This is a genomic window from Rhizobacter sp. P2_G4 (genome assembly GCF_056403575.1).
Window position 1 is genome coordinate 543823 of sequence record NZ_JBFUFG010000003.1, and the last position, 22977, is coordinate 566799.

15 protein-coding genes and 1 pseudogene are annotated in these 22977 nt (G+C 68.2%); 5 read left to right on the top strand and 11 right to left on the bottom strand.

Annotation, left to right across the window (positions count from 1 at the left end; translation table 11 throughout):
• Positions 1-16 precede the first annotated feature (16 nt).
• The 4 genes from AC1DYS_RS15355 to AC1DYS_RS15370 form a co-directional block, all read right to left on the bottom strand.
• Positions 17-610, bottom strand: coding sequence for a DUF4142 domain-containing protein (locus tag AC1DYS_RS15355; protein ID WP_477900555.1), 594 nt, complete (start codon positions 608-610; stop codon positions 17-19).
• A gap of 175 nt (positions 611-785) precedes the next feature.
• Entirely contained in the window at positions 786-2084 is a 1299-nt protein-coding gene (locus AC1DYS_RS15360; protein ID WP_477900557.1) for a response regulator, read from the bottom strand.
• A gap of 25 nt (positions 2085-2109) precedes the next feature.
• The gene (locus tag AC1DYS_RS15365; protein WP_477900559.1) at positions 2110-3021 is read right to left on the bottom strand and encodes an SGNH/GDSL hydrolase family protein; all 912 of its coding nucleotides are present in this window, start codon (positions 3019-3021) and stop codon (positions 2110-2112) included.
• Between the two features lie 15 nt (positions 3022-3036).
• A complete protein-coding gene (locus AC1DYS_RS15370; protein ID WP_477900561.1) occupies positions 3037-3672 on the bottom strand; it encodes a porin family protein in 636 nt (211 codons plus the stop codon).
• A 206-nt stretch (positions 3673-3878) separates the two neighbouring features.
• Between AC1DYS_RS15370 and AC1DYS_RS15375 the strand changes: the two genes are divergently transcribed.
• The 5 genes from AC1DYS_RS15375 to AC1DYS_RS15395 all read left to right on the top strand — a co-directional run bounded on the left by AC1DYS_RS15375 (position 3879) and on the right by AC1DYS_RS15395 (position 8621).
• Positions 3879-4139: a DUF378 domain-containing protein gene (locus AC1DYS_RS15375; RefSeq protein ID WP_477900563.1), complete on the top strand. Its 261-nt coding sequence runs from the start codon at positions 3879-3881 to the stop codon at positions 4137-4139.
• 66 nt (positions 4140-4205) lie between these two features.
• Positions 4206-4520 (top strand): high-potential iron-sulfur protein, encoded by a 315-nt coding sequence (locus tag AC1DYS_RS15380; RefSeq protein ID WP_477900565.1) that lies wholly within the window; start codon positions 4206-4208, stop codon positions 4518-4520.
• Positions 4521-4616: 96 nt separating this feature from the next.
• Positions 4617-5207 (top strand): (2Fe-2S)-binding protein, encoded by a 591-nt coding sequence (locus AC1DYS_RS15385; RefSeq protein WP_477900567.1) that lies wholly within the window; start codon positions 4617-4619, stop codon positions 5205-5207.
• On the top strand, positions 5204-6247 hold the full coding sequence (locus AC1DYS_RS15390) for an FAD binding domain-containing protein (RefSeq protein WP_477900569.1): 1044 nt from the start codon (positions 5204-5206) through the stop codon (positions 6245-6247). Before AC1DYS_RS15385 ends, AC1DYS_RS15390 begins: the two co-directional genes overlap by 4 nt.
• 1 nt (position 6248) lies before the next feature.
• Complete coding sequence (locus AC1DYS_RS15395; protein ID WP_477900571.1) at positions 6249-8621, top strand: xanthine dehydrogenase family protein molybdopterin-binding subunit; 2373 nt, start codon at positions 6249-6251, stop codon at positions 8619-8621.
• A 120-nt stretch (positions 8622-8741) separates the two neighbouring features.
• Here the strand turns inward: AC1DYS_RS15395 and AC1DYS_RS15400 are convergent, their stop codons facing one another.
• The 7 genes and pseudogenes from AC1DYS_RS15400 to glgX all read right to left on the bottom strand — a co-directional run bounded on the left by AC1DYS_RS15400 (position 8742) and on the right by glgX (position 22811).
• The gene (locus AC1DYS_RS15400; RefSeq protein WP_477900573.1) at positions 8742-9332 is read right to left on the bottom strand and encodes a hypothetical protein; all 591 of its coding nucleotides are present in this window, start codon (positions 9330-9332) and stop codon (positions 8742-8744) included.
• 174 nt (positions 9333-9506) lie between these two features.
• Entirely contained in the window at positions 9507-11057 is a 1551-nt protein-coding gene (glgA, locus tag AC1DYS_RS15405; RefSeq protein ID WP_477900575.1) for a glycogen synthase GlgA, read from the bottom strand.
• A 5-nt stretch (positions 11058-11062) separates the two neighbouring features.
• Positions 11063-12280, bottom strand: a pseudogene (locus AC1DYS_RS15410) (glucose-1-phosphate adenylyltransferase); the annotation flags it as partial.
• 249 nt (positions 12281-12529) lie between these two features.
• Positions 12530-13744: an amylo-alpha-1,6-glucosidase gene (locus tag AC1DYS_RS15415; protein WP_477900577.1), complete on the bottom strand. Its 1215-nt coding sequence runs from the start codon at positions 13742-13744 to the stop codon at positions 12530-12532.
• Positions 13745-13823: 79 nt separating this feature from the next.
• On the bottom strand, positions 13824-18863 hold the full coding sequence (locus AC1DYS_RS15420) for a malto-oligosyltrehalose synthase (RefSeq protein ID WP_477900579.1): 5040 nt from the start codon (positions 18861-18863) through the stop codon (positions 13824-13826).
• Entirely contained in the window at positions 18856-20679 is a 1824-nt protein-coding gene (gene treZ / locus AC1DYS_RS15425) for a malto-oligosyltrehalose trehalohydrolase (RefSeq protein WP_477900581.1), read from the bottom strand. The genes AC1DYS_RS15420 and treZ overlap by 8 nt, the downstream gene beginning before the upstream one ends.
• A complete protein-coding gene (gene glgX / locus AC1DYS_RS15430) occupies positions 20676-22811 on the bottom strand; it encodes a glycogen debranching protein GlgX (protein ID WP_477900583.1) in 2136 nt (711 codons plus the stop codon). Before glgX ends, treZ begins: the two co-directional genes overlap by 4 nt.
• Positions 22812-22977 lie beyond the last annotated feature (166 nt).

The following is a 22977-nucleotide window of genomic DNA, read 5'->3' on the forward strand; positions in this document are numbered from 1 at the left end:
GCAGCAGCGAAGTCGCTCAGGGCTTCGCCGGCGTGCCGGCTTTGCCTCCGCTTTCGCCCTGCATGCTGCTGTGGTTGGACGATTTGCCCGCGGCCGCATTGCCGCTGCCGCTCTTGCCGGCGAGCTTGCGTGCCATCTCGAGGTGGCCCTGCAGCGAGGGCAGGGTCTTCTGCGCGAAAGCCTTCACGTCGGCGTCTTTCGCTTCCTTGGCCGCAGTCTGGAAGAGCTTGATCGTGTCTTCGTGGGCCTTGACGCCGAATTCCCTGGCGTAGCGGTCGTCGAACTTGTCGTCGCTGCCGGTGTTGATCATCTTCAGCTTGCCCTTCTGCATCACCGACGGCTCGGTGGGCAGATCGACCTTCTTGCTCGCTGCAAGCTGCTTCAGTTCATCGCCAACCTTGGTGTGGTCGGTGACCATCTGGTCGGCGAAGGCCTTCACCTCAGGGCGCTTGGCCTTGGTTTGCGCCAGCTTGCTGGCCTCGACCTCGGCGTTGCCGTTCTCGGCCGCCTGCTTCATGAAGCTGGCGTCGCTGCGCGCAAAGGCCTGCGTGCAGACGAAGAGCGAGAGGGCGGCCCCGAAGGCCAGCAGCGTGGATGACTTGGATTTCATGGTGTTCTCCTGGCAGTTGAGAGGTGTCGACGCGGGCGAAGCCACGCGTCGGTCGGCTTGCCCATGTCGCAGGCAACCGCCATTCCCGAGTGCTCAGGGCTTGCACACAGTGCGGCGACCGCGTGCTCCCCCGCGTTTCCCGCGAGTTGCCGCAATTGCTTCTAAAGCAGGAGGATCAAAGCAGCGTGACCCGGCGCAGCTCGGCGCGCAGTTGGGGTAGCCGCAGCGGCTTGGCGAGGTAGCCGTCCATGCCCGAGGCGAAGCAGAGGTCGGCCTGAGCGCGCGAGTTGGCGGCGGTGGCCGCAACGATGGCGCAGGGAGGGATCTCGCCCGCGCGTTGCAGGCGCCGCAGCTCACGCGTGGCGTCCAGTCCGTCGAGCACCGGCATGTCGATGTCCATCAGCACTGCATGCGGGGAGACGCGGCGGCACTGGTCGATGGCGTCCTGCCCGTGCTGGGCCGTGGTCGCCTCGTAGCCCAGGGCCTCGAGCAGGCCGCAGGCCACCACACGGTTGAGCTCGTTGTCGTCGACCACCAGAACCAGCGGGCGGTCGGTGAACAGCAGCGGCGACAGCGTGGTGTCGCCCGAGCGGGGTGCGCGGAAGCTGCTGCTGGCGTGCGTGTAGGCCAGCAGCTCCGCCGGGCTGAACGGGTGGATGTGCACATCGCACCCCAACAGCGACTCGGGGTTGCGCAGCAGCTCGGAGCCGGGGGGCACGGAGTAGGCGATCTTGGTCGTGCCTGGCAGCATGTCGCGCAGACGCGTGGCGGCATCTGGCGTGGCCCCGTCGAACTCGAACAACACCAGCAGCTCGGGCTTGCGCGAGCGGCTGCTGGCCTGGCCGAGGTGCACCTGCACATGGGTGCACGAGTCGAAGCGCGTGACGGCCCAGCCCAGGCGCTGCAGGCGGCGCGTGAGCGAGTCGGCAGCGGCGTCTTCGGAGCTGACCAACCACGCGCGAGACGGGCCCCACGGCCCGGGGGCTTCGCTGTCGTCTTCGAGCACCTCGATGTCGATGGGCCGGAAGGTGGCACGGAACAGCAGGCCTTCGCCAGGGAGGTACGAGAACTCGAGCTCGGCCCCGGTGATCGGGCAGCGGCCCGACGCGGTGCGGGCATTGCGCGCGAGCAAGGGAGGCGGCGCTGACTTCATCTCGAGCCGGTAGAGAACGGCATCGATCGCGTCGTCGCTCGCCGGTTGTCCGCTGCCGGCGGCGGTGACGACGAGCCGGCAGTCGGTGCCCAGCACCTCGGCTTCGGCGATGAACATCACGAAACCGCTCTGCAGGCAGTCGATGGCGCCGCACAGCACGCGGTGCAGCGTGCGCCGCAGCCGCGAAACATTGATCGGGAAGGTGACGCGCGGGCCGCGGTAGTCGAAAGAAAACGACTGTGACTTGCCCAGCACCGCAGGTACCACTTGCCGGGCCGCCAAGGTGAACACCTCGGAAAAGTCGACACGTTCCACGCTCATTTGCCACCCCCACCAGCCAGCTTTGCTAGCCGGCTGGAGCAAACGGCGGGCCAGCCTCTGACAACGTGTTTCGATCGGGGACGGAGTCGGAGGTGAGCCCGCTTGGGCGGGCCCCTGCCTGCCGTGTTTCGACGAGATCGATATCCAGCGTGCCACCGGACGCGGCATCCACCGCTGCCCGCAGCAAATCGAGGTCGGGCAGGCTCTGCTTCAGCAGCCCGTAGCAGTGGCGATAGGTTTCTTCGGTCGGGTGCACCTGGTCCGACGCGATGTAGCGCTCCGGGTCGGCCGAGAAGAAGGCCTTGTCGCGCGGCTCGCAGAAGTCGACGAAACGCACGCCGAAGCGGTCGGCGCACTGCTTGAACAGCGCGCAGGCCAGCACGCTGCGCCGCGAGAGCAGCCACGAGAACGGCGGCACGAACGCCGGCAGCAAGCCGATGTTGGGAGGTCCGAGCCAGACGACGTGGCGTGCCAGCGAAACCAGCTTCGACAGCAGCACCTCGGCGTCGCGCCGCATGCGCGCGGGCGAAGTGCCGCGGAAGATGTCGTTGCCGCCGGCGTGCAGCAGCACGAGGTCCCAGCGCTCCTTCTCCTTGTCCCTGGAACGCGGCAGCTGCCGCAGCTGGTGGGTGATGTCGCCCAGGCGGGCGCCACTGCGGCTGACGTTCAGCACCTCGGCATCGGGGCGGTCGGCGGCCAGCAAGGCGGCGAGCGACTGCCCGGCCTGGGCGCCCACGCCCAGGCCGGTGCTGTCGCCCATGATCAACACCCGCAACGACGGCTCGGCGGGCCGCTGCTCGAAGGGCGAAGCGGCCGAGACGATGTCACGGCCGAGCCGCAGAGCCCGCACGACCTTGACCGTCTGCAGCACCAGCGACGCGGCCAGCGGCAGCCCCGCGCCCACGAGCAAGGTCGGCTTCCATCCAGGCAATTTCATGGTCGGAGCGCACGCTCAGAACTTGAGGCGCACACCGACGGTGGTGGCGCTGACGTAGTCCTTGCCGGTGGGGAACTCGAAGCGGTGCTGGTCCCAGTCGAGCACGATGGCCCATTGCGGCGTGAGGTTGAAGCCGGCACCGAAGCCCCATGAACCGTTCCAGCCGGTGCCCGTGCCGCTGAACGCGCCAACGGGCGAGGTGTTGCGGGTGCGGCCGTAGGTCGTGCCCAGCTTGCCGTAGACCATGAACTGCTCGCCGATCGGGAAGTTGCCCACCAGGCTCAGGTTGATGCCATGGGCGCGTGTGCTGCCGCCGTTGCGGTCGACCGTGCCAAAGTGGTGGTAGCCGAGTTCGGCGCCTATCCACTGGTTGAACATGCCGCCGGTATAGATCTTGAAGGCCCGGTCGCTGTCGTCGCAACCGAAGCCCGCGGCGCAACCGCCCCGGTAGTCGGACAGGCCGCCGTTGGCGCCGATGTAGCCCGACGAGGTGTACGGAATCATCGAGTTGCGCCCCATGAAGCCCGCGCTCTGGGCCTGTGCCGGCAGCGCGCTCAGCAATGCGATGCACGCTGCCGCGCCGCCCAGGGCGAAGCGCATGCGGGTGCCGGAGCGACGTTCGCTACGGCGAATTTTCTTCGTGGCGTTCATTCGCATCTCCTTGATTGAGGAACCACCGCATCGCTGCCGGTACAGCCCCTGTGCCGGTTGTGCGGGGTGATCTGTTTCGTGGAGGCAACCCGCATACCTGCGAGCGGCGCTGCGGGCACTCGCCAGCCAAACGCCCTGACGAGAAAAGTGCGGCACGCCGGCTGCCTTGACCCCTTGCTTCTCGTCCGCCTCAAAGGAGTTTTCCCATGGCTCTGTCTCACCCCTCGACTGCCTCGACCCATGACTACCGCGTGCCCGCCATGCACCTCAACGCGCTCGACTGGATCGCGCTCGTTCTGATGATCGTGGGCAGCATCAACTGGGGCCTCGTCGGCGTACTCAATTTGGACCTAGTTGCTGCAATTTTTGGAACCATGACACCTGCCGCACGCGTGGTGTACGCGCTGGTCGGCCTGGCGGGGATCTACGGAATCCTGCTTGCGGCCAAGTGCGTGCGAAAGCCCTGAGCCCCGCAACCGGGCCCGGTTGCCTCCGCACCTCGCTGACTCCACGCCATCGCCAGGAGAAATGTCATGACGACGCGACGCCGCTTTCTTCGGCTTTCCACCTCATCGGGCCTGGCGCTCGCCTGCGGTTCCTCGCTGGCGCAAACGCCGGCACCGGTGCTGAACGAAGCGGAGCCGCAGGCCCAGGCGCTCGGCTACGTGGCCGACGCAGCGCGCGTCGACAAGGCCAAGTTTCCGAAGTACGTGCCGGGTCAGCGCTGTGCGGCGTGTCAGCTCTACCAGGCCCCACCCGCGGCGCCGATGGCGCCTTGCGCCATCTTTGCGGGCAAGCAGGTCGCCGGCCCCGGCTGGTGCAGTGCCTTCGTGCCTCGGGCGGCTTGAACAGGCTGAGGAGGTTCTGAACGGAGGCTGATGCGAGAGCCGTTCGCACGGAACGTGCATTGCTCTTGGGCTGCACAGCTTCCTGCCGAGGTTCCCATGGCCGTTCTGTTCGACACCGTTCGTGACGACGCCGCACTGCAGGCGCAGCCCGAAGCGCCGCCCGCGAAGCACCTGATCCAACTGACGATCAACGGCCGCGAGCATGCGCTGCGGGTCGAGCCGTGGGTCACTTTGCTCGACCTGTTGCGTGAGCAGCTCGACCTCACCGGCACGAAGAAGGGCTGCGACCACGGCCAGTGCGGCGCCTGCACGGTGCTGGTCGACGGTCGGCGCATCAACTCCTGCCTCACGCTCGCCGTGATGCGCGACGGCGCCAGCATCACCACCATCGAGGGCCTGGCCGCAGGCGACGAGCTGCACCCGATGCAGCAGGCCTTCATCGAGTGCGATGCCTTCCAGTGCGGCTACTGCACGCCGGGGCAGATCTGTTCGGCGGTCGGGCTCGTCAACGAAGGCAAGGCGCGCACCACCGCCGACGTGCGCGAGCTGATGAGCGGCAACCTGTGCCGCTGCGGCGCCTACCCGCAGATCGTGCAGGCGGTGGGCAGCGTGTTGTTCGGCCCCGGCTTCCGGCCTGCCGCTGAAGAGGCCACGCAACGCAACGTGCCCGGCACGGCACCCACGTGAACCGCTTCGAATACGCCCGAAGCGGCAGCGTCCACGACGCCTTGCGGGCGATCCGCCAGGTGCCCGTGATGGTCGACGCACTGGGGCCGGAGCCGCTGGGCACCGACCCGCCGATGAAGTTCATCGCCGGTGGCACCAACCTGCTCGACCTGGTCAAGGAAAACGTGATGCACCCGCGCCTGCTGGTGGACATCAACGGCCTGCCGCTCGACCGCATCCAACCCACCGCCGAGGGCGGCCTGCTGCTCGGCGCACTGGCGCGCAATGCAGACACCGCCTACCACCCGCTGGTGCAGGAGCGCTACCCGCTGCTGTCGGCCGCCATCCTGGCCGGTGCCTCGCCCCAGCTGCGCAACATGGCCACCAACGGCGGCAACCTGCTGCAGCGAACGCGCTGCTACTACTTCTACGACGCGGGCGTGCCCTGCAACAAGCGGCAGCCCGGCAGCGGCTGCCCGGCGCGCGGCGGGCTGAACCGGATTCACGCGGTGCTGGGCGCGAGCCCGCAGTGCATCGCGACGCACCCGTCGGACATGTGTGTCGCGCTCGCGGCGCTCGAGGCGGTGGTGCTCGTCAGCGGGCCGCAGGGCGACCGGCGCATTGACTTCGCAGACTTCCATCGCCTGCCCGGCGACCGGCCTGACATCGACACCACACTGGCCGCAGACGAGCTCATCACCGGCATCGCCTTGCCGCCCGAGGGCTTCGCCCGTCACTCCGCCTACCTCAAGCTGCGCGACCGTCAGTCGTACGCGTTCGCGCTGGTCTCGGTGGCGGCAGCGCTGGAGATCGACGAGGCCAGCGGAGAGATCCGCGAGGCCCGCGTCGCGCTCGGTGGCGTGGCGCACAAGCCCTGGCGCGACCGCGAAGCCGAGCGCAGCCTCATCGGCAGGCGGCCGGTGCCTGCGGCCTTCGAGGCCATGGCGGCGATGGTGCTGGCCGACGCGCAGGGGTACGGGCACAACGATTTCAAGATTCCGATGGCGCACCGGGCCATCGTGCGTGCGCTCGAGCGTGCATGCGGTGTGGAGGGGGTGTGACATGAGCGCTTCATGGCAGGAATCTGTCTTTGCGCGGCTGAATGAACAGCCCGCCACCCCCGTCTCGCCCTCTGCGCCGGTGCCCGGATCGGGCCGGGTCGACGGCGTGTACGTCACCTCGCAGCCGCAAAGCACGGTAGCGATCGGTTCGCCGATCTCGCGCGTCGACGGGCGCGCCAAGGTGATGGGGCAGGCGCGCTACGTGGCCGAGCACACGGCACCCGACATCTGCTACGGCGTGGCGGTGTGCAGCACCATCGCGCGTGGCCGCATCACCGCCATCGACAGCAGCGCGGCCATGCGGGTGCCGGGCGTGCTGGCGGTCATGACGCACGAGAACCGGCCGCGCATGCGCTCGATGCGCATCTTCCACAAGGACATGGACGCACCCGGCGGCAAGCCGTTCCGCCCGCTGCATGACGACCGCGTCTACTGCAGCGGTCAGCCGGTGGCGCTGGTGATCGCAGAGACCTTCGAGCAGGCGCGCTATGCGTCGTCGCTGGTGCGTGTGCACTACGCGGTCGAAGATCACGACACCGACCTGATGGCGAACTTCAAGCGGGCCCACACGCCCAAGGGCATCAAGGCCGGCTTCTCGCCGCCGCCCAAGGCGCGTGGCGATGCCGACGCGGCGTTTGCTGCCGCCCCGGTGCAGATCGATGCGCAGTACCACGCCGGCGTGGAGCACCACAACCCGCTCGAGATGCACGCCACCGTGACGATCCGTGGCGACGACGGCCACCTCACGGTGTACGACAAGACGCAGAGCTCGGAGAACAGCGCCTTCGTGATCCGCCATGCGCTCGGCTTGTCGTCGAACGAGGTGACGGTGCGCAACGCCTTCATCGGCGGCGCCTTCGGCTCGGGCCTGCGCCCGCAGTACCAGACGCTGATGGGCGTGATGGGTGCGCAGCTGGTGAAGCGCTCGCTGAAGGTGGCGCTGACGCGGCAGCAGATGTTCAGCATCGGCCACCGGCCCGAGACCTGGCAGCGCGTGCGGCTCGGTGCAGACACCGATGGCACACTGCGCGCGCTGGTGCACGAGGCCGTTGCGGAGACCTCTCGCATCGAAGACTACGTCGAGGTGACGGTGAACTGGTCGAGCCAGCTCTACGCCTGCGAGAACGTGCGCCACGGCTACAAGCTGGTCGACCTGGACCAGTACACGCCGCTCGACATGCGCGCACCCGGCGCGGCGCACGGCGTTCACGCCATCGAGGTGGCGATGGACGAACTGTCGTACGCGTTGAAGATGGACCCGCTCGCATTGCGCCTGAAGAACTACGCCGAGCGCGACCTCAACAGCGACAAGCCTTTCTCCAGCAAGGAGCTGCGCGCCTGCTATGCGCAGGGCGCGGCGCTCTTCGGCTGGGAGAAGCGGCCGCTGGCGCCGCGCTCGATGCGCGAAGGCCGCGAGTGGGTCGGCTGGGGCATGGCCACCGGCATCTGGGACGCGATGCAGGCCTATGCCAAGGTGCGCGCGGTGYTGCGTGCCGAYGGCTCGCTGACCGTCAGCACCGCCACCTCGGACATCGGCACCGGCACCTACACCGCGATGACGCTCATCGCCGCCACCTCGCTCGGCCTGCCGCTTGAAGCGGTGACCTTCGAACTCGGCGACTCGACGCTGCCGACCGCGCCGCTCGAAGGCGGCTCGTGCACGGTGGCCTCGGTCGGCTCCGCGGTCGACGTGGTGTGCGAGAAGCTGAAGCGGCGGCTGCTCAAGATCGCGAAGGGCGTGATCGGTTCACCGTTCGAGAAGGCCACGCTCAGCCGCGTGTCGTTTGTCGACGGCGAGCTGCGCTACCGCGCGGCCAGCGGCGAGACGCATGCCGTGGGCCTGGGCGAGCTGATACGCGCCGCGGGCCTGGATCGCATCGAAGAGAAGCACCTGCTGCTGCCCAACGTGCTCAAGCAGCGCAAGTACGTGCGCGCCACCCACTCGGCGGTGTTCGCCGAGGTGAAGGTCGACGAAGACTTTGGCACCGTGCGTGTCACGCGCGTCGTCAGCGCCGTGGCGGCCGGCCGCATCATCAGCGCCAAGACCGCGCGCAGCCAGATCACCGGCGCGGTGGTCTGGGGCATCAGCCAGGCGCTGCACGAAGACACCAAGATCGACCATGCGCTCGGCCGCTTCATGAACCACAACCTGTCGGAATATCACATCGCCGTGAATGCCGACATCCATGCGATCGACGTGCTCTTCGTCGAAGAAGACGACCGCATCGTGAGCCGGCTCGGCGCCAAGGGCGTTGGAGAGATCGGCATCGTCGGCGTGGCGGCGGCCGTGTGCAACGCGATCTACCACGCCACCGGAACGCGCGTGCGCAGCACGCCCATCACGCCGGACAAGGTGATGCGCTGGGGGCATTGACAGCCGCGTTGGAACTCGGTGTGCACCTCGGCGTAGAAAAGACATCCTTGGTGCCGACGCAGATGCACCGCATTTGCTCGTCCGCAGTTGACGATGCCGCCGACGCGACGCGAAATGCTGTCACTGCTTGACGTCCGTACGCGCAAAGATTCTCTTGATCTCTTCTGCCGATGCGATCGTTTGTCTCTTCACATCATCTCTCAGCAGGAATTCGGCAAATATCGCTCTTCCGTCCGGCAAGAGTCGCACAGAAACGAAGCAGGTGCCGCTTGCTCTCGCGATCGGACCTCCAGAGGTGTCGCAGTCTCGCTCCCCCTCTGCACCATTGCCTAGGGCCGGACGCGCCATCGGAAACGTGCTGTTGGCAGAGAGTGCAACCCATTCCGTTTCGGGAGGCATTCCCGCCAGCTCGGCCTGCGGCAATGTCGCCGCGAGGACAACCCCAACCGATTCCAGTGCTGGGTTATTCGGGAACTCGCACATGCTGCCCACGCTGTCGCGCCGGTTGGAACGGAAGAACATGACGCACGCAGTGGCGTTCAGCCGCTTTGCAAGTGTGTTTTCAGACGACTGTCTGACCACTAAACCTTCCGGAAGGTCCAACGAGACATTCGTCGTTCCGATCTTGATGGCTTTCGGCGTGGCGACACAGGCCGCCGAGATCAAGGCCAGAAATGCCAGCAGAGCTGGTGATAGACGGATAGATTTCATGCGAGGCAGCTTCACTGGCGATCAGGCCGCCGAGTTGAGATTGCACACTCGTGACGGCGTCGCTCAAGCGATCGTTCATGTTGTTGTGTCGCTGGAGGTCGAGGCAGGCGGTAATTTTGCCGGCCCCTATGTCCTCCAGCCACCTTCGTACAGCTTCTTACACGCGTTCACCCATCAGGGGGATCTGCCCGGGGGGCCGTCGACGGCCGCGGTCGCCAGGCAGTCTCGGTAGAGCTGCACGTAAGCCTCGGCGCTGGCTGACCACTCGAAGCGCTGTGCCATAGCGCGGCGCTGCAGTGCCTGCCATGCCGCGCGCTTGCGGTACAGCGCCTGTGCGCTGTCGAGCGCGGCCTGCAGCGCGGCTACGGTCGGCTCGGGCATCACGAAGCCGGTGCCTTCGGAGTCGCGCGTCACGTCGCGCACGGAGTCGGCCAGCCCGCCGGTCGCGTGCACCAGCGGCGGTGTGCCATAGGCGAGGCTGTACATCTGGTTCAGGCCGCAGGGCTCGAATCGCGAGGGCATCAGGAAGCAATCAGCACCGGCTTCGATCTGATGCGCGAGCACTTCGTCGAAGCCGATCTTCACGGCGACCTGCTTGGGGTGTGCGGCCGCCGCAGCGGTCAGCGCCTGCTCGAAGACGCGGTCGCCGGCGCCCAGCACGACGAGTTGGCAGCCCGAGGCCACGAGCCGGTCGAGGCACGCGAGCACCAGGTCCACGCCTTTTTGCTCCGTCAGGCGGCTGACCATGCCGAACAGCGGCTGGCCGCTGTCGAGGCGCAGGCCCATGCGAGCCTGCAGCGCGTTCTTGTTGGCGGCCTTGGGCGCGAGGTCACCGGCACCGTAGCGCTGGGCGATGAGCTTGTCGGTCTGTGGGTCCCACTGCTCGCGGTCGACGCCGTTGAGGATGCCGTGCAGCTGGTCTGCGCGCAGCCGCAGCATGCCGTCCATGCCGAAGCCCAGCGCCTCAGACTGGATCTCGCGCGCATAGGTGGGGCTCACGGTGGTGATGGCATCGGCATGGCGCAGCCCGGCCTTCAGCGTGGAGATCTGGCCCCAGTGCAGCAGGCCGGGGTGTTCGATCTGCAACCAGTCAGCGGGCAGCGCGAGCGTCTGCGCGAGTTCCACCGGGAACAGACCCTGAAACGCGAGGTTGTGGATCGTGAGCACGCTGGCCGTGCGTGGCCCGACCACCCGCGGCGTCATGACGGACAGGTAGGCGGGTGCAAGGCCCGTCGGCCAGTCGTTCGCGTGCAGCACGTCGACGCTCCAGTCCGACCAGGTGGTGTCGGCGGTGCAGAGGCTCGCGGCCACGTGGCTCAGGAAGCCGAAGCGCAGCGCGTTGTCGGCATGGTCGCGGCCGTTCTCGTCGACGTACGGGCCGCCCGGCCGGTCATAGAGCGAGGGGCAATCGAGCAGCCACAGCTCGAAGCCGGGCTGCGCCACGCGAGCGAGCCGTGCGGCAGGCCAGACGCCGAAAGCAGGCAGCGCGATGGTGGCCGACGGGCCGGGCATCATGCTGCGCAGTGGGCCGTAGGCAGGCATCAGCACGCGGACCTCGTGGCCGAGTTGCGCCAGCGCGGCGGGCAGTGCGGCACCCACGTCGCCGAGCCCGCCGGTCTTGACCCACGGCGCGCATTCGGGCGTGACGAAAAGAATGCGCAACGGCGCGCGTGGTGCAGCACGCATCGCCGCGGCAGCGGCGCCCGTCTCGGCAAGCTTGTTCACGACGCGCTGTTGGGTCGGAAGTAGCGGCGCGGTACGACGACGACGCCTTGTTCGCTCACGTGAAAACGCTGGCGGTCGCGCTCCAGATCGTACCCGATCATTTCGCCGGGCGGGATGATGTTGTCCTGGTCGACGATGGTCCGGCGCAGCTTGGCGCCGCGGCCGATGACGGTGCGGTCCATCACGATGCAGTGATCGATCACCACGTCTTCGTGCACGTTCACCGCACGCCGCAGCATGGCGTGGTCGAGCAGTGCGTTGTTGACCACGCAGCCCGAGCCGACCACCGAGCGCTTGATGACGCCGCTCTCGATCTGGGCCGACTCCGATGGGTCGGGGCTCGCGTAGATGGGCCAGCGCGGGTTGGTCATGCGAAAGCGCGGCCTGGCGCCCAAGGTGTCGAGGTGGGCGGCGAAGTAGGCGTCGATGGTGCCCACGTCGCGCCAGTAGGCCGGCTCTTCGAAGTCGGCCACGCCCGGGATCACGTTGGTGGTGAAGTCGTAGGCAAGCAGTTTGTGGCTCTTCACCATGCGCGGCAGGATGTGTGTGCCGAAGTCGCTCTCGCCCAGCTCGTTGGCGCGGTCCAGCTCGGCGGCCAGCACGTCGGACGAGAAGATGTAGTTGCCCATCGAGGCCAGCGCGTAACCTGGCCGGCCCGGCATCGGGCGCGTGCTCTCGGGTTTCTCGACGAAGTTGGTGATGCGCAGGTTGTCGTCGGTCTCGACGATGCCAAACGAGCGCGTCTGCGAAAGCGGCACGGGCAGGGTGGCCACTGTCACGTCGGCCTGCTGGTCGAGGTGAGCGCGGATCATCTGCCGCACGTCCATTCGGTAAATGTGGTCGGCACCGAATACCGCCACCAGATCGGGCAGGTGTGTGTCCAGCAGGTGGATGTTCTGGTACACGGCGTCGGCCGTGCCCTGGAACCACTCGGGGCCGTTGCGCATCTGCGGCGGCACCACGGTGACGAAATGGTCGGGGATGAAGCGCGCCAGCGTCCACGACTGGCGCACGTGCTCGATCAGCGCCTGCGACTTGTACTGCACCAAAAGGTAAACCGAGTAAATCTCGGAGTTGATGAGGTTGCTCAGCACGAAGTCGACCACGCGGTGCTTGCCGTTGAACGGCACGGCCGGTTTGCAGCGGTCGGCGGTGAGGGAGTAGAGGCGGGTGCCTTCGCCCCCGGCCATGACAAAGGCGAGCACGCTGGCGGCGCGGCTCATGATCGGTCTCGATTCGTGGTGGCGAAAAGCGGAATAAGGAAGCTCATGCCGCCAGTGGGCAAACGGCGTGCCGCTTGTTGGGCCTCACCATCAGTGAAGCTCAGCCCGCTGAGTACCCTCCGTTCGCCCTGAGCTTGTCGAAGGGTGCGCAGTGCACTGGCGCCGGCTTCGACAAGCTCAGCCCGAACGGAGAGTGAGCTCAGGCCGAACGGAGATTGAGCGCGGGCCGAACCAAGACAGCGCCCCCGCTCAGAGCCTCAGCTCACCACTCTCCACCGCCCGCTGCGCCAGCAGAAACGCCGCTGCGTTCCATGTTTGCCCCGCCATGCCCATCGGCTTGAGCGTGCGGCCGTGGAACCACTCGGTGAAACGCCAGTCGTCGAGCGAATTCACGCGGGCGAGCTTGGCCAGCTCGGTGCGCGCCATATCGCGTTTGCCGGAGCACGCCAGCGCCATCACCCAGTAGCCGCCGATGAACGGCCAGATGCCGCCGTTGTGGTACTGGTGTGGCTGGTTCTGCTGGTGCCGGTCCATGTAGCTGCGCCAGAGGTCGTGCTCGCGCTCCATCGGCGTGGTCACCACGCGGATCGGGTAGGGGTCGCTGACGCGCGTGGCCATCAGCGTCTGCAGGATTTCTTCGGCGCGCGAGTCGCCGGCCAGCCCGTTCAGGATGGCGAGCACGTTGCCGAACACGTCGCCCTCGTCGCCGGCGAACGAGAGGTTCACGAAGCTCAGGTACAGCACGCCGTTCTGCATGCCGCGGCGAGCGTAGTGGCGCAGCAGGCGGCCGCGCCGGTATTCGGGCAGGTCGTGCTGGTAGGGGTGGAACAGGTGGTTGAAGTGGTGATGCGTCTCTTCAAGATGGGGCAGGTCGAAGAGGCGCTTCACGCGGTACCACAGCGCGTTGGTGTAGAGCACGAAACCCGAGCGCGGCATGATGTCGGCCCAGTCACTGGCCTCGTTCTGCTGCAGTAGGAAGAAGCGCTGGTGCTCCTGCGCCAGCAGCCAGTCGACGGCGCGCGCGGCGGGCCCTTCCCAGCGCGCCTGCACCTCGGGGCCGAGGCCGTGGCGTCGCAGGTGCTCCACCGCAATCAACCACCAGAGCGTCGCATCGATGCAGCCGAGGTACCAGAAGTCGGCGTCCTGGCCGGCCGGGTCCACGTACTTCGGAATCTGCCCGTTCGGCGCCTGCAGCTTGGCCAGCGAATCGAGGCTCGCGATGGCGCCTTGCTCCAGTGCCTCGACGCCGCTGCCGCCCATGGCCATCACGCAGATGGCGGCATCGCGCCCGAAGATGCGGGTGTAGCTGCGGGCCTCGGCAGCGGCCGTGCGGCGCGCGGCCAGCACACCCTGCGGCGTGAGGTTCTCTTCCAACAGGCGCAGCGACTGCTCGGCGCATTGCGCAATGGCCTCGGCGTCGGGGCGGGTGTCGACGTGGATGGGTATCTCGTGCGGCAGGTTCACGGGAGGTGGGCGCAGCGGATGGGAGGGTGGAGTGGCGTTGCAGTTTACGAACGCAAGCCGGCGCCAGCGCGGCGATTCCCTACTGCCGGGAAGGAGAGCGCGCCCAGAAGGCCGCCACGGGCAGGTGGGCGAACGCGCGCGCCAGCGGCAGCCGGCCCTGTTCGATGCGCAGGGTCTCGCCGGTGATGACGTTTTCCAGTTCGCAGCCTTCGGGCAGGCGGTCCAGTTCGAGGGTGGTGTCTTGCCACACCAGCTCGTTCAGCGGCAACACCTCGGCGCCGTCGAGCAGGCGCATGAACAGGCGACCGGCCACCACGACCAGCGTGGCCTCGCCGGCGCTGCGCGCATAGGCCAGCACGTGCTCGCACTTCGCACCGTTCACCACGAGCGGCGTGTAGCTAGCGGTCTGGAAGAAGGCCGGCTCGCGCGCACGCAGGCCGAGCAGCCGCCAGGTGAGCCAGAGCTTGATGCGGCCATCGTGCAGGTCGCTCGCGAGTGCCTCCAGCAGCGTCGGCAGGCCGGCTTGCCCAGCCAGGTCGGACAGCTCGTCCAGCAGGCGGATGCGCAGCTCGTAGTCGACCGGGCGGCGGTTGTCGGGGTCGACCAGGCTCAGGTCCATCAGCTCGTTGCCCTGGTAGAGATCGGGCACGCCGGGCGCGGTGTACTTGAGCAGCACCATCGAGAGGCTGTTGAGCGCACCGAACCAGGCCAGTGTCTTGCCCATGGCCTGGAGGTCGGTCAGCAGCGGGTTCGGGCGCACACGTGCCAGCGCGCCGTTGACGAAGGCGCTCAAGGCGTTCTCGTAGGTTTCGTCGGGGCGCGTCCAGCTCGTGTGCTGCTTGCTCTCGCGCGCGGCCTTGAGCATGTAGGCGGCGATGCGTTCGCGGTACGCAGGCAGCGTCTCGTCGTCGAGCCCGCTGGCCGGCAGGCTGCCGAGCAGCGTCTGGTATAGCAGGTATTCGTCGGCTGCCGAGGGCATGGCAGCGGTTTCGCCGGGGCTGCGCAGGTTGGCGGCCAGCGCGTGCCACCGTTCGAGCGCGGCTTCCCAGGCTTGCGGCATTTCGGACAGCACGTCGATGCGCGTGCGCACGTCTTCCGAGCGTTTGTTGTCGTGCGTGGAGGTTGCGACGATGGTGTGCGGCCAGCGCGCCGCGCGGTCGGCGCTCGCGCCATGGAACGCGCGCGGGGTGATGCCGAAAACCGACGGGTCGCCGCCCACCTCGTTCAGCGACACGAGCCGGTGGTAGCGGTAGAAGGCAGTGTCTTCCACGCCTTTTGCGGCCACCGGCGCGCAGAACTGCTGGAAGCGCAGCGCGAACTGGCGCACCGAGTCGACCCGCTCGGCGTCGGAGCCCGCAGGCGCCTGGTTGCGCAGGCAGGCTTTCACGAAGTCGAAGATCGACAGGTCGGGCAGGGTGCTGCGCTTGCGTGCGTGGGCGATGGCCCAGTCGATGTAGCGCTCGTCCTGCACCGAGGGCTTGTCGACCACGTAGGTGCGGTAGACCGGCATGCACGCGGCCACGCCGGCGAGTGCGATGCGCAGGCTGTTGAAGGTGTAGTCGCGTGTGCTGCGGTCGGCGCGTGCGATGCGCAGCAGCACGGTGGCCAGCACCGTGAGTTCCGAGGCCAAGGCGCCGCGGATGACGGCGAGCTTGCCCTGGTAAGCCAGCTCGCTGAAATCGTCACGCTCGCCGCTGAAGCGCTGCCAGATGCCGGTGAAGGCCTCTGCCGCTTCGTAGTCGACCAGCACGCCGTTGGCGACCATCGCGAAGCGGTAGCCGGTGGTGCCGTGGATGGCCCAGTCTTCCGGCACGTCTTCGTGCGGCGCGGCGATCTTCTCGGCCACCACGTAGAGCGCGTTGGTCGGCCGGCCCTGCACGTGCAGCCCGGCCCGGCGTGCATAGCCTTGCTGCAGCCGCGCGAAATACTGGGCGGGGTCCTGCAGGCCATCGGAGTGGTCGATGCGCAGGCCGTCGACCTTGCCGGCCGCGGCCAGTTCGAGCGAGAAGTGTTGCGTGGCTTCGAACACCGCCGGGTCTTCCATGCGCAGCGCGGCCAGTTCGTTGATGTCGAAGAAGCGGCGGTAGTTGATCTCGTCCGCTGCGACGCGCCAGAACGCGAGGCGATAGGGCTGCCGCTCGTGCAGCGCATGCAAGGCATCACGCTGTGCCGGCGAGTTGAGTATCTCGACGGTCGATTCGAGCGCGAGGCCGGCGGCCGGCTGTTCGGCCACCAGCGCGCACAGCCGCGCCTTCAGCAGCTCCTTGTCGCGCCTTCGCTCGGCCAGTGCCTCGGCCTCGCGGCGTTCGGTGCCCGGCAGGTGAGCGAAGGCCGCAGCCAGGCTTTGCAGCTGGATGCGCACCGCATCGTCTGTCGCCTGTTCGGCCGCCTGCACCAGCAGGCCTTCGTAGCTGCACGGGTCGATCGGAAAGCGGTGCTCGTGGTAGCGCAGCACCAGGTTGCAGCCCTCGGGTTCGAAGCTCAGCCGCAGCTCGCCGCGGTCGAGCAGGGCGCCGTAGTGGTCGCCCAGCACGGGCACCAGCACCTTGCCTTCGAGCTCGCGGTTGACGGGGTGCCAGTCGATGTCGAAGTGGCGCGAATAGGCCGAGGCCGGGCCGTTTTCCAGCACGTCCATCCACCAGGCGTTGTCGGCGCCTAGCACCCCCATGTGGTTGGGCACCATGTCGAGCAGCTGGCCCATGCCATGAGCACGCAGCGCCTCGCAGAAGCGCTCGAACCCTTCGGGCCCGCCGAGCTCGGGGTTGATCTCGTCGTGCGCCACCACGTCGTAGCCGTGGGTGCTGCCGGCGCGTGCACGCAGCACCGGTGAGCAGTAGACGTGGCTCACGCCCAGGCGCTGCAGGTAGGGCAGGATGCGCACCGCGTCGTCGAAGCCGAAGTTGCGGTGGAACTGCAGCCGGTAGGTGGCGCGCGGGATCACCGCTTCGCTGCGCGGTGCAGCACCAATGGCAGGTGCCGGGCGCGGGCGCAGCTCGGCCACGCGCCGGCACAGCGATTCGAGCGTTGCGTCGCCGGGCTGCGCCTCCAGGCTCAGCGGCAGCTTGCGGCGCCAGTTGGGGTGCTCGTCGACCGTGCCGGGCAGGTTGGCCTGGTCTTCGATGCGCAGCGCGTCTTCCATCTGCACCAGCATCACCTGCGACGCGGTGCCGGCCGCGTAGGCGTGGATCGCCTCGCACAGCTCGGGCGTGAGGCGCGGTGTGCTGTCGAGATCGACGCGGGTGCCTTCGGGCAGCAGGCCGGCGCCTTGCAGCGCCTGCAGCAGGCGGATGCGGTCTTGCGCGCGGGTCGCGAACTGCTGTTCGTACACGGCATCCTTAGGGAACAGCCCGAGCTTCTGCCGCACCGCCAGGTCGTGCCCCGTCCACCAGCCGGCGAGCGTGGGCAGGTCGTGCGTGCTGACGGCCATCAGCGCGCGGCGCGGGTAGTCGGCGCCGCCTTTGAATGCGCCTTCTTGCGTGCGCTCGAAGTACAGCAGCCGGTACGACAGCATCTCGTAGCGCACCATGGCCTGGCGCATCTCGTCGGCCACGGTGCCGAGGTCTTCGCCGATCACGATGCAGCGGTGGCGCTCGCTCTCCAGCGCGACGATGGCCATCAGCTCTTCGAGCGGGTAGAGCACGTAGCCGCCTTCGCGTGGCGACTGATTGGGCGGTATCCAGAACAGGCGCATCAGGCCCATCACGTGGTCGATGCGCAGGGCGCTTGCGTGGCGCATGCTGGCGCGCAGCGTCTCGATGAAGAGCGCATGGCCGCTGGCTCGCGAGCGGTCGGGGCGCAGCGGCGGCAGGCCCCAGCCCTGGCCGTTGGGGTTGACCTCGTCGGGCGGCGCCCCCACGCTTGCCGCGGCGGCGTAGGTGTCGGCGTGGCCCCAGGCATCAGAGCCGGCGCGGTCGACCGACACCGCCAGGTCGAGGTACAGGCCGGCGCCCATGCGCAGCGCCTGGCAGCGGTCGCGCGCGGCCGACAACTGCAGGTCCGCCTGCCATTGCAGGTAGGCGAAGAACTGCACTTCGGCGCGGTGCTCGGCCACGAACTGCTTCACTGCCGGTGCATCGGGCAGCAGATACGCCTGTGGCCACACCGGCCAGCCCCAGACGCTGGGGTCGGCGGCATGGAAGTGCGCCTGCAGCGCCTCGAAGACGGCGTGGTGCCGCAAGGCTTCGCCACGCTCGGCCTGGAAGGCGAGGAAGGCGCGCGCCCGCGGCGTGCGGTGCTCCAGGTGGCGCTCGATGAAGTTCGCGTGCAGCAGGTGCAGCACCTCGTTCTTCACCTCGGCCACGCCGACGTAGTCGACCTCGTCGGTGGCGCGCAGCTTTGCCAGCCGCTGCTGGAACTCGGCCGACGCGACTCGGCGCTGCGCGGCCTGGCACTCGCGGAAGTCGTCGATGGCTTCCACGTCGAGGTACACGGTGTTGAGCATCAGCCGCGACGAGGGGCTGTACGGGCTGATGTGCCGCGGGTTGTGCGAGAAGAGTGCGTGCAGCGGATTGAGCCCCACGAGGCTCGCGCCGCGTGCGGCCCATTGGTCGATGGCGACGCGCAGGTCGCCGAAATCGCCGACGCCCCAGTTGCGCTCGGAGCGCAGCGCATAGAGCTGGATCGCCGGGCCCCAGATGCGGCCTTCGCCTTCGAGCGCCGCGGCCCGGTAGCAGTGCGCCGGTGCCGCGATCACGAGCGTCTGCACCGGGTGGCCGTCGATGCCGAAGCGGTGGTAGCCGGCCGGCAGCGCCACCGGCATCTTCAGGCGGAAGTCGCTGCGTGCCAGGTCAGTGGCATAGCCGTGGTGGCGCGTGCCGTTCTCTTCGACCAGCGTCCAGCGGACCCGGGCTTCGAGCGGCTTGAGCCGGATCGACCAGCCGGCGTCACCGGCGCGAATGGCCAACACCGGCGGCAACACCTCGTCGGCCGCGGCCTGTTCGAGGCGGCGCTCGGACTCGCGTGCTGCCTCATCGCTGCTCGCGTCGACACCCAGTTCGGCGAGCAGGGCGACGATGCTGTCGCGCTGGATCTTGTGCTCGTGGCCCCAGATGTCGTGGAAGCTCTGCAGCACCCCGACGCGGGCGCACAGCCGCGTGAGGGCGTCGTTCTCGTCAGCCATGTCCATTCACCCGGGTCACTTGCACGCCTCCGGGCTTGAGCAGCAGGCCGGTCTCTGCCGCGTCGACGTTGTGCGTGAAGATGGTCTCGCCGGCCGGTGCGGGGCCGTGCGTGACGGCGGTGTCGCCAAGGTTGGCAACCAGGTGCCACGGCGACCCATCGCCGAGGAACCACTCGACGCGGATCAGCCCGCCATCGCAGCGGTGGCTGCCGCCGCGTTGCAGGCCGGCCAGGCGTGGCTGCAGGTGCTGCTTGCGCAGCGCCAGCAGCTGGGCGATCAGTGCGAGGCGCTCGCTGTGCGGCGCCACGTCGCACTCTTCCCAGCGCAGCTTGGAAGCCTGGAAGGTCGTGGTCGCGTTGGGGTCGGGAATGCGCTCGCGCGAGTTTTCATCGCGGAAGGCGGCGAAGCGCGCGAACTCGGCGCGCCGGCCGTTCGACACAGCCTGCGCCAACTCAGGCCCGAAGTCGCAGAAGAAGAGGAAGGGCGTGGAGGCCGCGAACTCCTCGCCGCAGAACAGCATGGGCACGTGGGGCGACAGCAGCAGGCACGCGTACACCGCGTCGAGCCGCGGGGCCTTGCACAGGGCCGACAGGCGCTCGCCCATGGCGCGGTTGCCGATCTGGTCGTGGTTCTGCACGAATGACACGAAGGCGGTGGTCGGCAGCTGTGCGCTGCGCTCGCCGTGCGGCGCGCCGCCGCGGTAGGCGGAAGGCTGGCCCTGGTAGGCGAAGCCCTCGGCCAGCGCGCGTGCGAAGAGCTCGATGGGGTTGCCGGCAAAGTCGCTGTAGTACGCGTCGGTCTCGCCGGTCAGCGCCACGTGGGCCGCGTGGTGCAGGTCGTCGTTCCACTGCGCGGTGGCGCAGAGCGGGGTGCCGCGGTCGTTGCGGGTCAGCCGGTGCGCTTCGTTGCGCTCGTTCTCGAGCACGAGGTGCACTTCGCGCGTGCGGCCGGGCCCTTCGCGCAGCGCCTCGGCGATCTCGCAGGTGATGTGGTTCGCCGAGTCGTCGTGGATGGCGTGCACGGCGTCGAGCCGCAGGCCGTCGAAGTGGTATTCCTCGACCCAGTAGAGAGCGTTGTGGCGGAAGAAATCGCGCACCGGGCCGCTGTGCTCGCCGTCGAAATTGATGGCGGCGCCCCAGGGCGTCGGATGGGCCGGGTTGAAGAACTGCGGGCAGTAGGCGTGCAGGTAGTTGCCTTCGGGGCCGAAGTGGTTGTAGACCACGTCGAGCAGCACCATCAGCCCGAGCGCATGCGCTTCGTCGACGAAGGCCTTCAGGTCGTCGGGCGTGCCGTACGACGCATCAGGCGCGAAGGGCAGCACGCCGTCGTAACCCCAGCTGCGGTGGCCGGGAAAGTCGGCCACCGGCATCAGCTCGATCGCGGTGATGCCCAGCCGCGCCAGGTCGTGCAGCCGCCGCCGCGCCGCGCTGAAGCTGCCTTCGGGCGTGAAGATGCCCACGTGCAGCTCGTAGACCACCGCCTCGTGCCAGGGCCGGCCGCGCCAGTTGCCGTCTCGCCAGCGGTAGCTGCGCGGGTCGACGACCTGGCTCGGGCCGTGCACGTCGTCGGGGTTGAAGCGCGACGCCGGGTCGGGCACGGCCAGGCCATCCGGCAGCACGTAGCGGTAGCGCGTGCCTGCATGCGCATCGGGGGCCAGCAGCTCGTGCCAGCCGCCTTCGAGCGCGCGCATGGGCTGCCGTGCGGCGCCTTCGATGTCGAGATGGACCTGGGCCGCGCTGGGCGCCCAGAAACGGAAAAGGGTGCCGCCTTCAGGGCGCAACTGCGCGCCGAACGGCAGCTCATGCTGGTTCGTCATGGCTCGGCCGCCTTTCGAATGAACACTGCCAGCGAGCGGCAGTGCAAGGGGTAGATGTCTCCCGGCTCCAGGACCTGGGGCTCGACCGACCCCGACGGATGCGTCGTGTCGATGAGCGTCTGCCAGGCCTCGCCGCCGAGTTCGGGCATGCGGAATTCCACGTCTTCGTGGTGGGCGTTGAAGAGCACGAGGAAGTCGTCGTCGAAGATCGGCCGCCCGTGCCGGCTGACGGCGTGCAGTGCCGCACCCGAGAGGTACATGCCAAGGCAACGCGCGAAGTCTTGTTCCCATTCGGTCTGGGTCATCTCGCCGCCATCGGGCTTGAGCCACACCAGGTCCTTCAGACCGTTGCCTTGCGTGGCCGCGCCGGCAAAGAAGTCGCGGCGGCGGAAGGTCGGGTGGCTGCGCCGCAAGGCGATGAGCTTGCGCACGAAGCCGAGCAGCTGAGTCTTCTCGGGCGTCATCGCCCAGTCGACCCAGCTGATCTCGTTGTCCTGGCAGTAGGCGTTGTTGTTGCCGTGCTGCGTGCGGCCGATCTCGTCGCCAGCGACCATCATCGGCACACCCTGCGAGAGCATCAGCGAGGCCAGCAGGTTGCGCTTCTGCCGCTCGCGCAGGTCGTTGACGTCGGGGTCGTCGGTGGGCCCTTCGACGCCGCAGTTCCAGGAGCGGTTGTGGCTGTTGCCGTCGCGGTTGTCTTCGCCGTTGGCTTCGTTGTGCTTGTCGTTGTAGGAGACCAGGTCGTGCAGCGTGAAGCCGTCGTGCGCGGTGACGAAGTTGATGCTGGCGATCGGCCGCTTGCCGGAGCCGGCGTACAGGTCGGACGAGCCGCTGAGCCGCCGCGCGAATTCGCCGATCACACCGCCATCGCCCTTCCAGTAGGAGCGCAGTCCGTCGCGGTAGCGGTCGTTCCACTCGGCCCAGCCGGGCGGGAAGTTGCCGACCTGGTAGCCGCCGTCGCCCAGGTCCCAGGGTTCGGCGATCAGCTTCACGCGGTTGAGCACCGGGTCCTGGCGGATCACGTCGAAGAAGCCGCCGAGGTGCTGCACCTGGCCGCCTTCGCGCGCGAGCGCCGAGGCCAGGTCGAAGCGAAAACCGTCGACGTGCATCTCTTCGACCCAGTAGCGCAGCGAGTCCATCACCAGCTGGAGTACGCGAGGGTGCTCGAGGTTCAATGTGTTGCCGCAGCCGGTGAAGTCGGCGTAGAAGCGCCGGTCTTCAGCGAGGATGTAGTACGACGCGTTGTCGAGGCCGCGGAACGACAGCGTCGGCCCCATCTGGTTGCCTTCGCAGGTGTGGTTGTAGACCACGTCGAGCAGCACCTCGATGCCGGCCGAGTGCAAGGCCTTGACCATGGTCTTGAACTCCTTCACCTTGCCCGAGGCCGAATAGCGCATCTCGGGTGCGAAGAAGCCCAGCGTGTTGTAGCCCCAGAAGTTCTGCAGGCCTTTCTCGGCCAGGTAGCGGTCGTTGATGAACGAGTGCACCGGCATCAGCTCGACGGTGGTGACGCCCAGGCGCTTGAGGTGGCTGATGGCCGGTGCCGAGCCGAGCGCGGCGTAGCTGCCGCGCAGCGATTCGGGGATCTCAGGGTGGCGCATCGTGAAACCGCGCACCTGCAGTTCGTAGATCACCATGTCCTGCCACGGAATCTGGGGAGGGCGGTCGTCGCCCCAGGTGAAGGCGGGTTCGAGCACGCGGCACTTGGGCAGGTAGCCGGCGCTCTCGCGGCGGTCGAACGAGAGGTCGCCTTTCTTGTGGCCGACGGTGTAGCCGTAGAGCGCGTCGTTCCAGCGCAGCTTGCCGACGAAGTCTTTGGCGTAGGGGTCGAGCAGCAGCTTGTGGCCGTTGAAGCGGTGCCCTTCTTCCGGCTTGTAGGGTCCGTACACGTAGTAGCCGTAGGCCATGCCCGGCCGGGCTTCGGGCAGGTAGCAGTGCCACACGTGGTCGGTGCGCTCGCGCATCGTGATGCGCTGGCGCTCGCGCCGGCCGCGGTCGTCGAAGAGAGCGAGTTCGACCCTCTCGGCGTGCTGCGAGAAGAGCGCGAAGTTCACGCCTTCACCGTCCCAGGTGGCGCCTCGCGGATAGGGTTGCCCCGGCCACACGGCCGTGATCGGCGTCTCTCGGGTCATGACAACCCCTCGTCCGCGGCGTACCGCGGACGATCCCCCGAGGGGAACGACGGCCGCGGCTCCATGCCCGCCTGCGCGGGCATGGACGGCCGGAGTGCAGGCCGCGTCTCGCGGCCTGCGGGGGCCGGCTTGGGAGCGGCCCGGCGCTCGGCCCGTAGCGGCCGGC

Bases quoted from the DNA above. Each gene is read 5' to 3' on its own strand.
- AC1DYS_RS15375 (WP_477900563.1), top strand. From the start codon at position 3,879: ATGGCTCTGTCTCACCCCTCGACTGCCTCGACCCATGACTACCGCGTG.
- AC1DYS_RS15365 (WP_477900559.1), bottom strand. From the start codon at position 3,021: ATGAAATTGCCTGGATGGAAGCCGACCTTGCTCGTGGGCGCGGGGCTG.
- AC1DYS_RS15385 (WP_477900567.1), top strand. From the start codon at position 4,617: ATGGCCGTTCTGTTCGACACCGTTCGTGACGACGCCGCACTGCAGGCG.
- AC1DYS_RS15400 (WP_477900573.1), bottom strand. From the start codon at position 9,332: ATGAAATCTATCCGTCTATCACCAGCTCTGCTGGCATTTCTGGCCTTG.
- AC1DYS_RS15360 (WP_477900557.1), bottom strand. From the start codon at position 2,084: ATGAGCGTGGAACGTGTCGACTTTTCCGAGGTGTTCACCTTGGCGGCC.
- AC1DYS_RS15355 (WP_477900555.1), bottom strand. From the start codon at position 610: ATGAAATCCAAGTCATCCACGCTGCTGGCCTTCGGGGCCGCCCTCTCG.
- treZ (WP_477900581.1), bottom strand. From the start codon at position 20,679: ATGACGAACCAGCATGAGCTGCCGTTCGGCGCGCAGTTGCGCCCTGAA.
- AC1DYS_RS15380 (WP_477900565.1), top strand. From the start codon at position 4,206: ATGACGACGCGACGCCGCTTTCTTCGGCTTTCCACCTCATCGGGCCTG.
- glgX (WP_477900583.1), bottom strand. From the start codon at position 22,811: ATGACCCGAGAGACGCCGATCACGGCCGTGTGGCCGGGGCAACCCTAT.
- AC1DYS_RS15420 (WP_477900579.1), bottom strand. From the start codon at position 18,863: ATGGCTGACGAGAACGACGCCCTCACGCGGCTGTGCGCCCGCGTCGGG.
- AC1DYS_RS15370 (WP_477900561.1), bottom strand. From the start codon at position 3,672: ATGAACGCCACGAAGAAAATTCGCCGTAGCGAACGTCGCTCCGGCACC.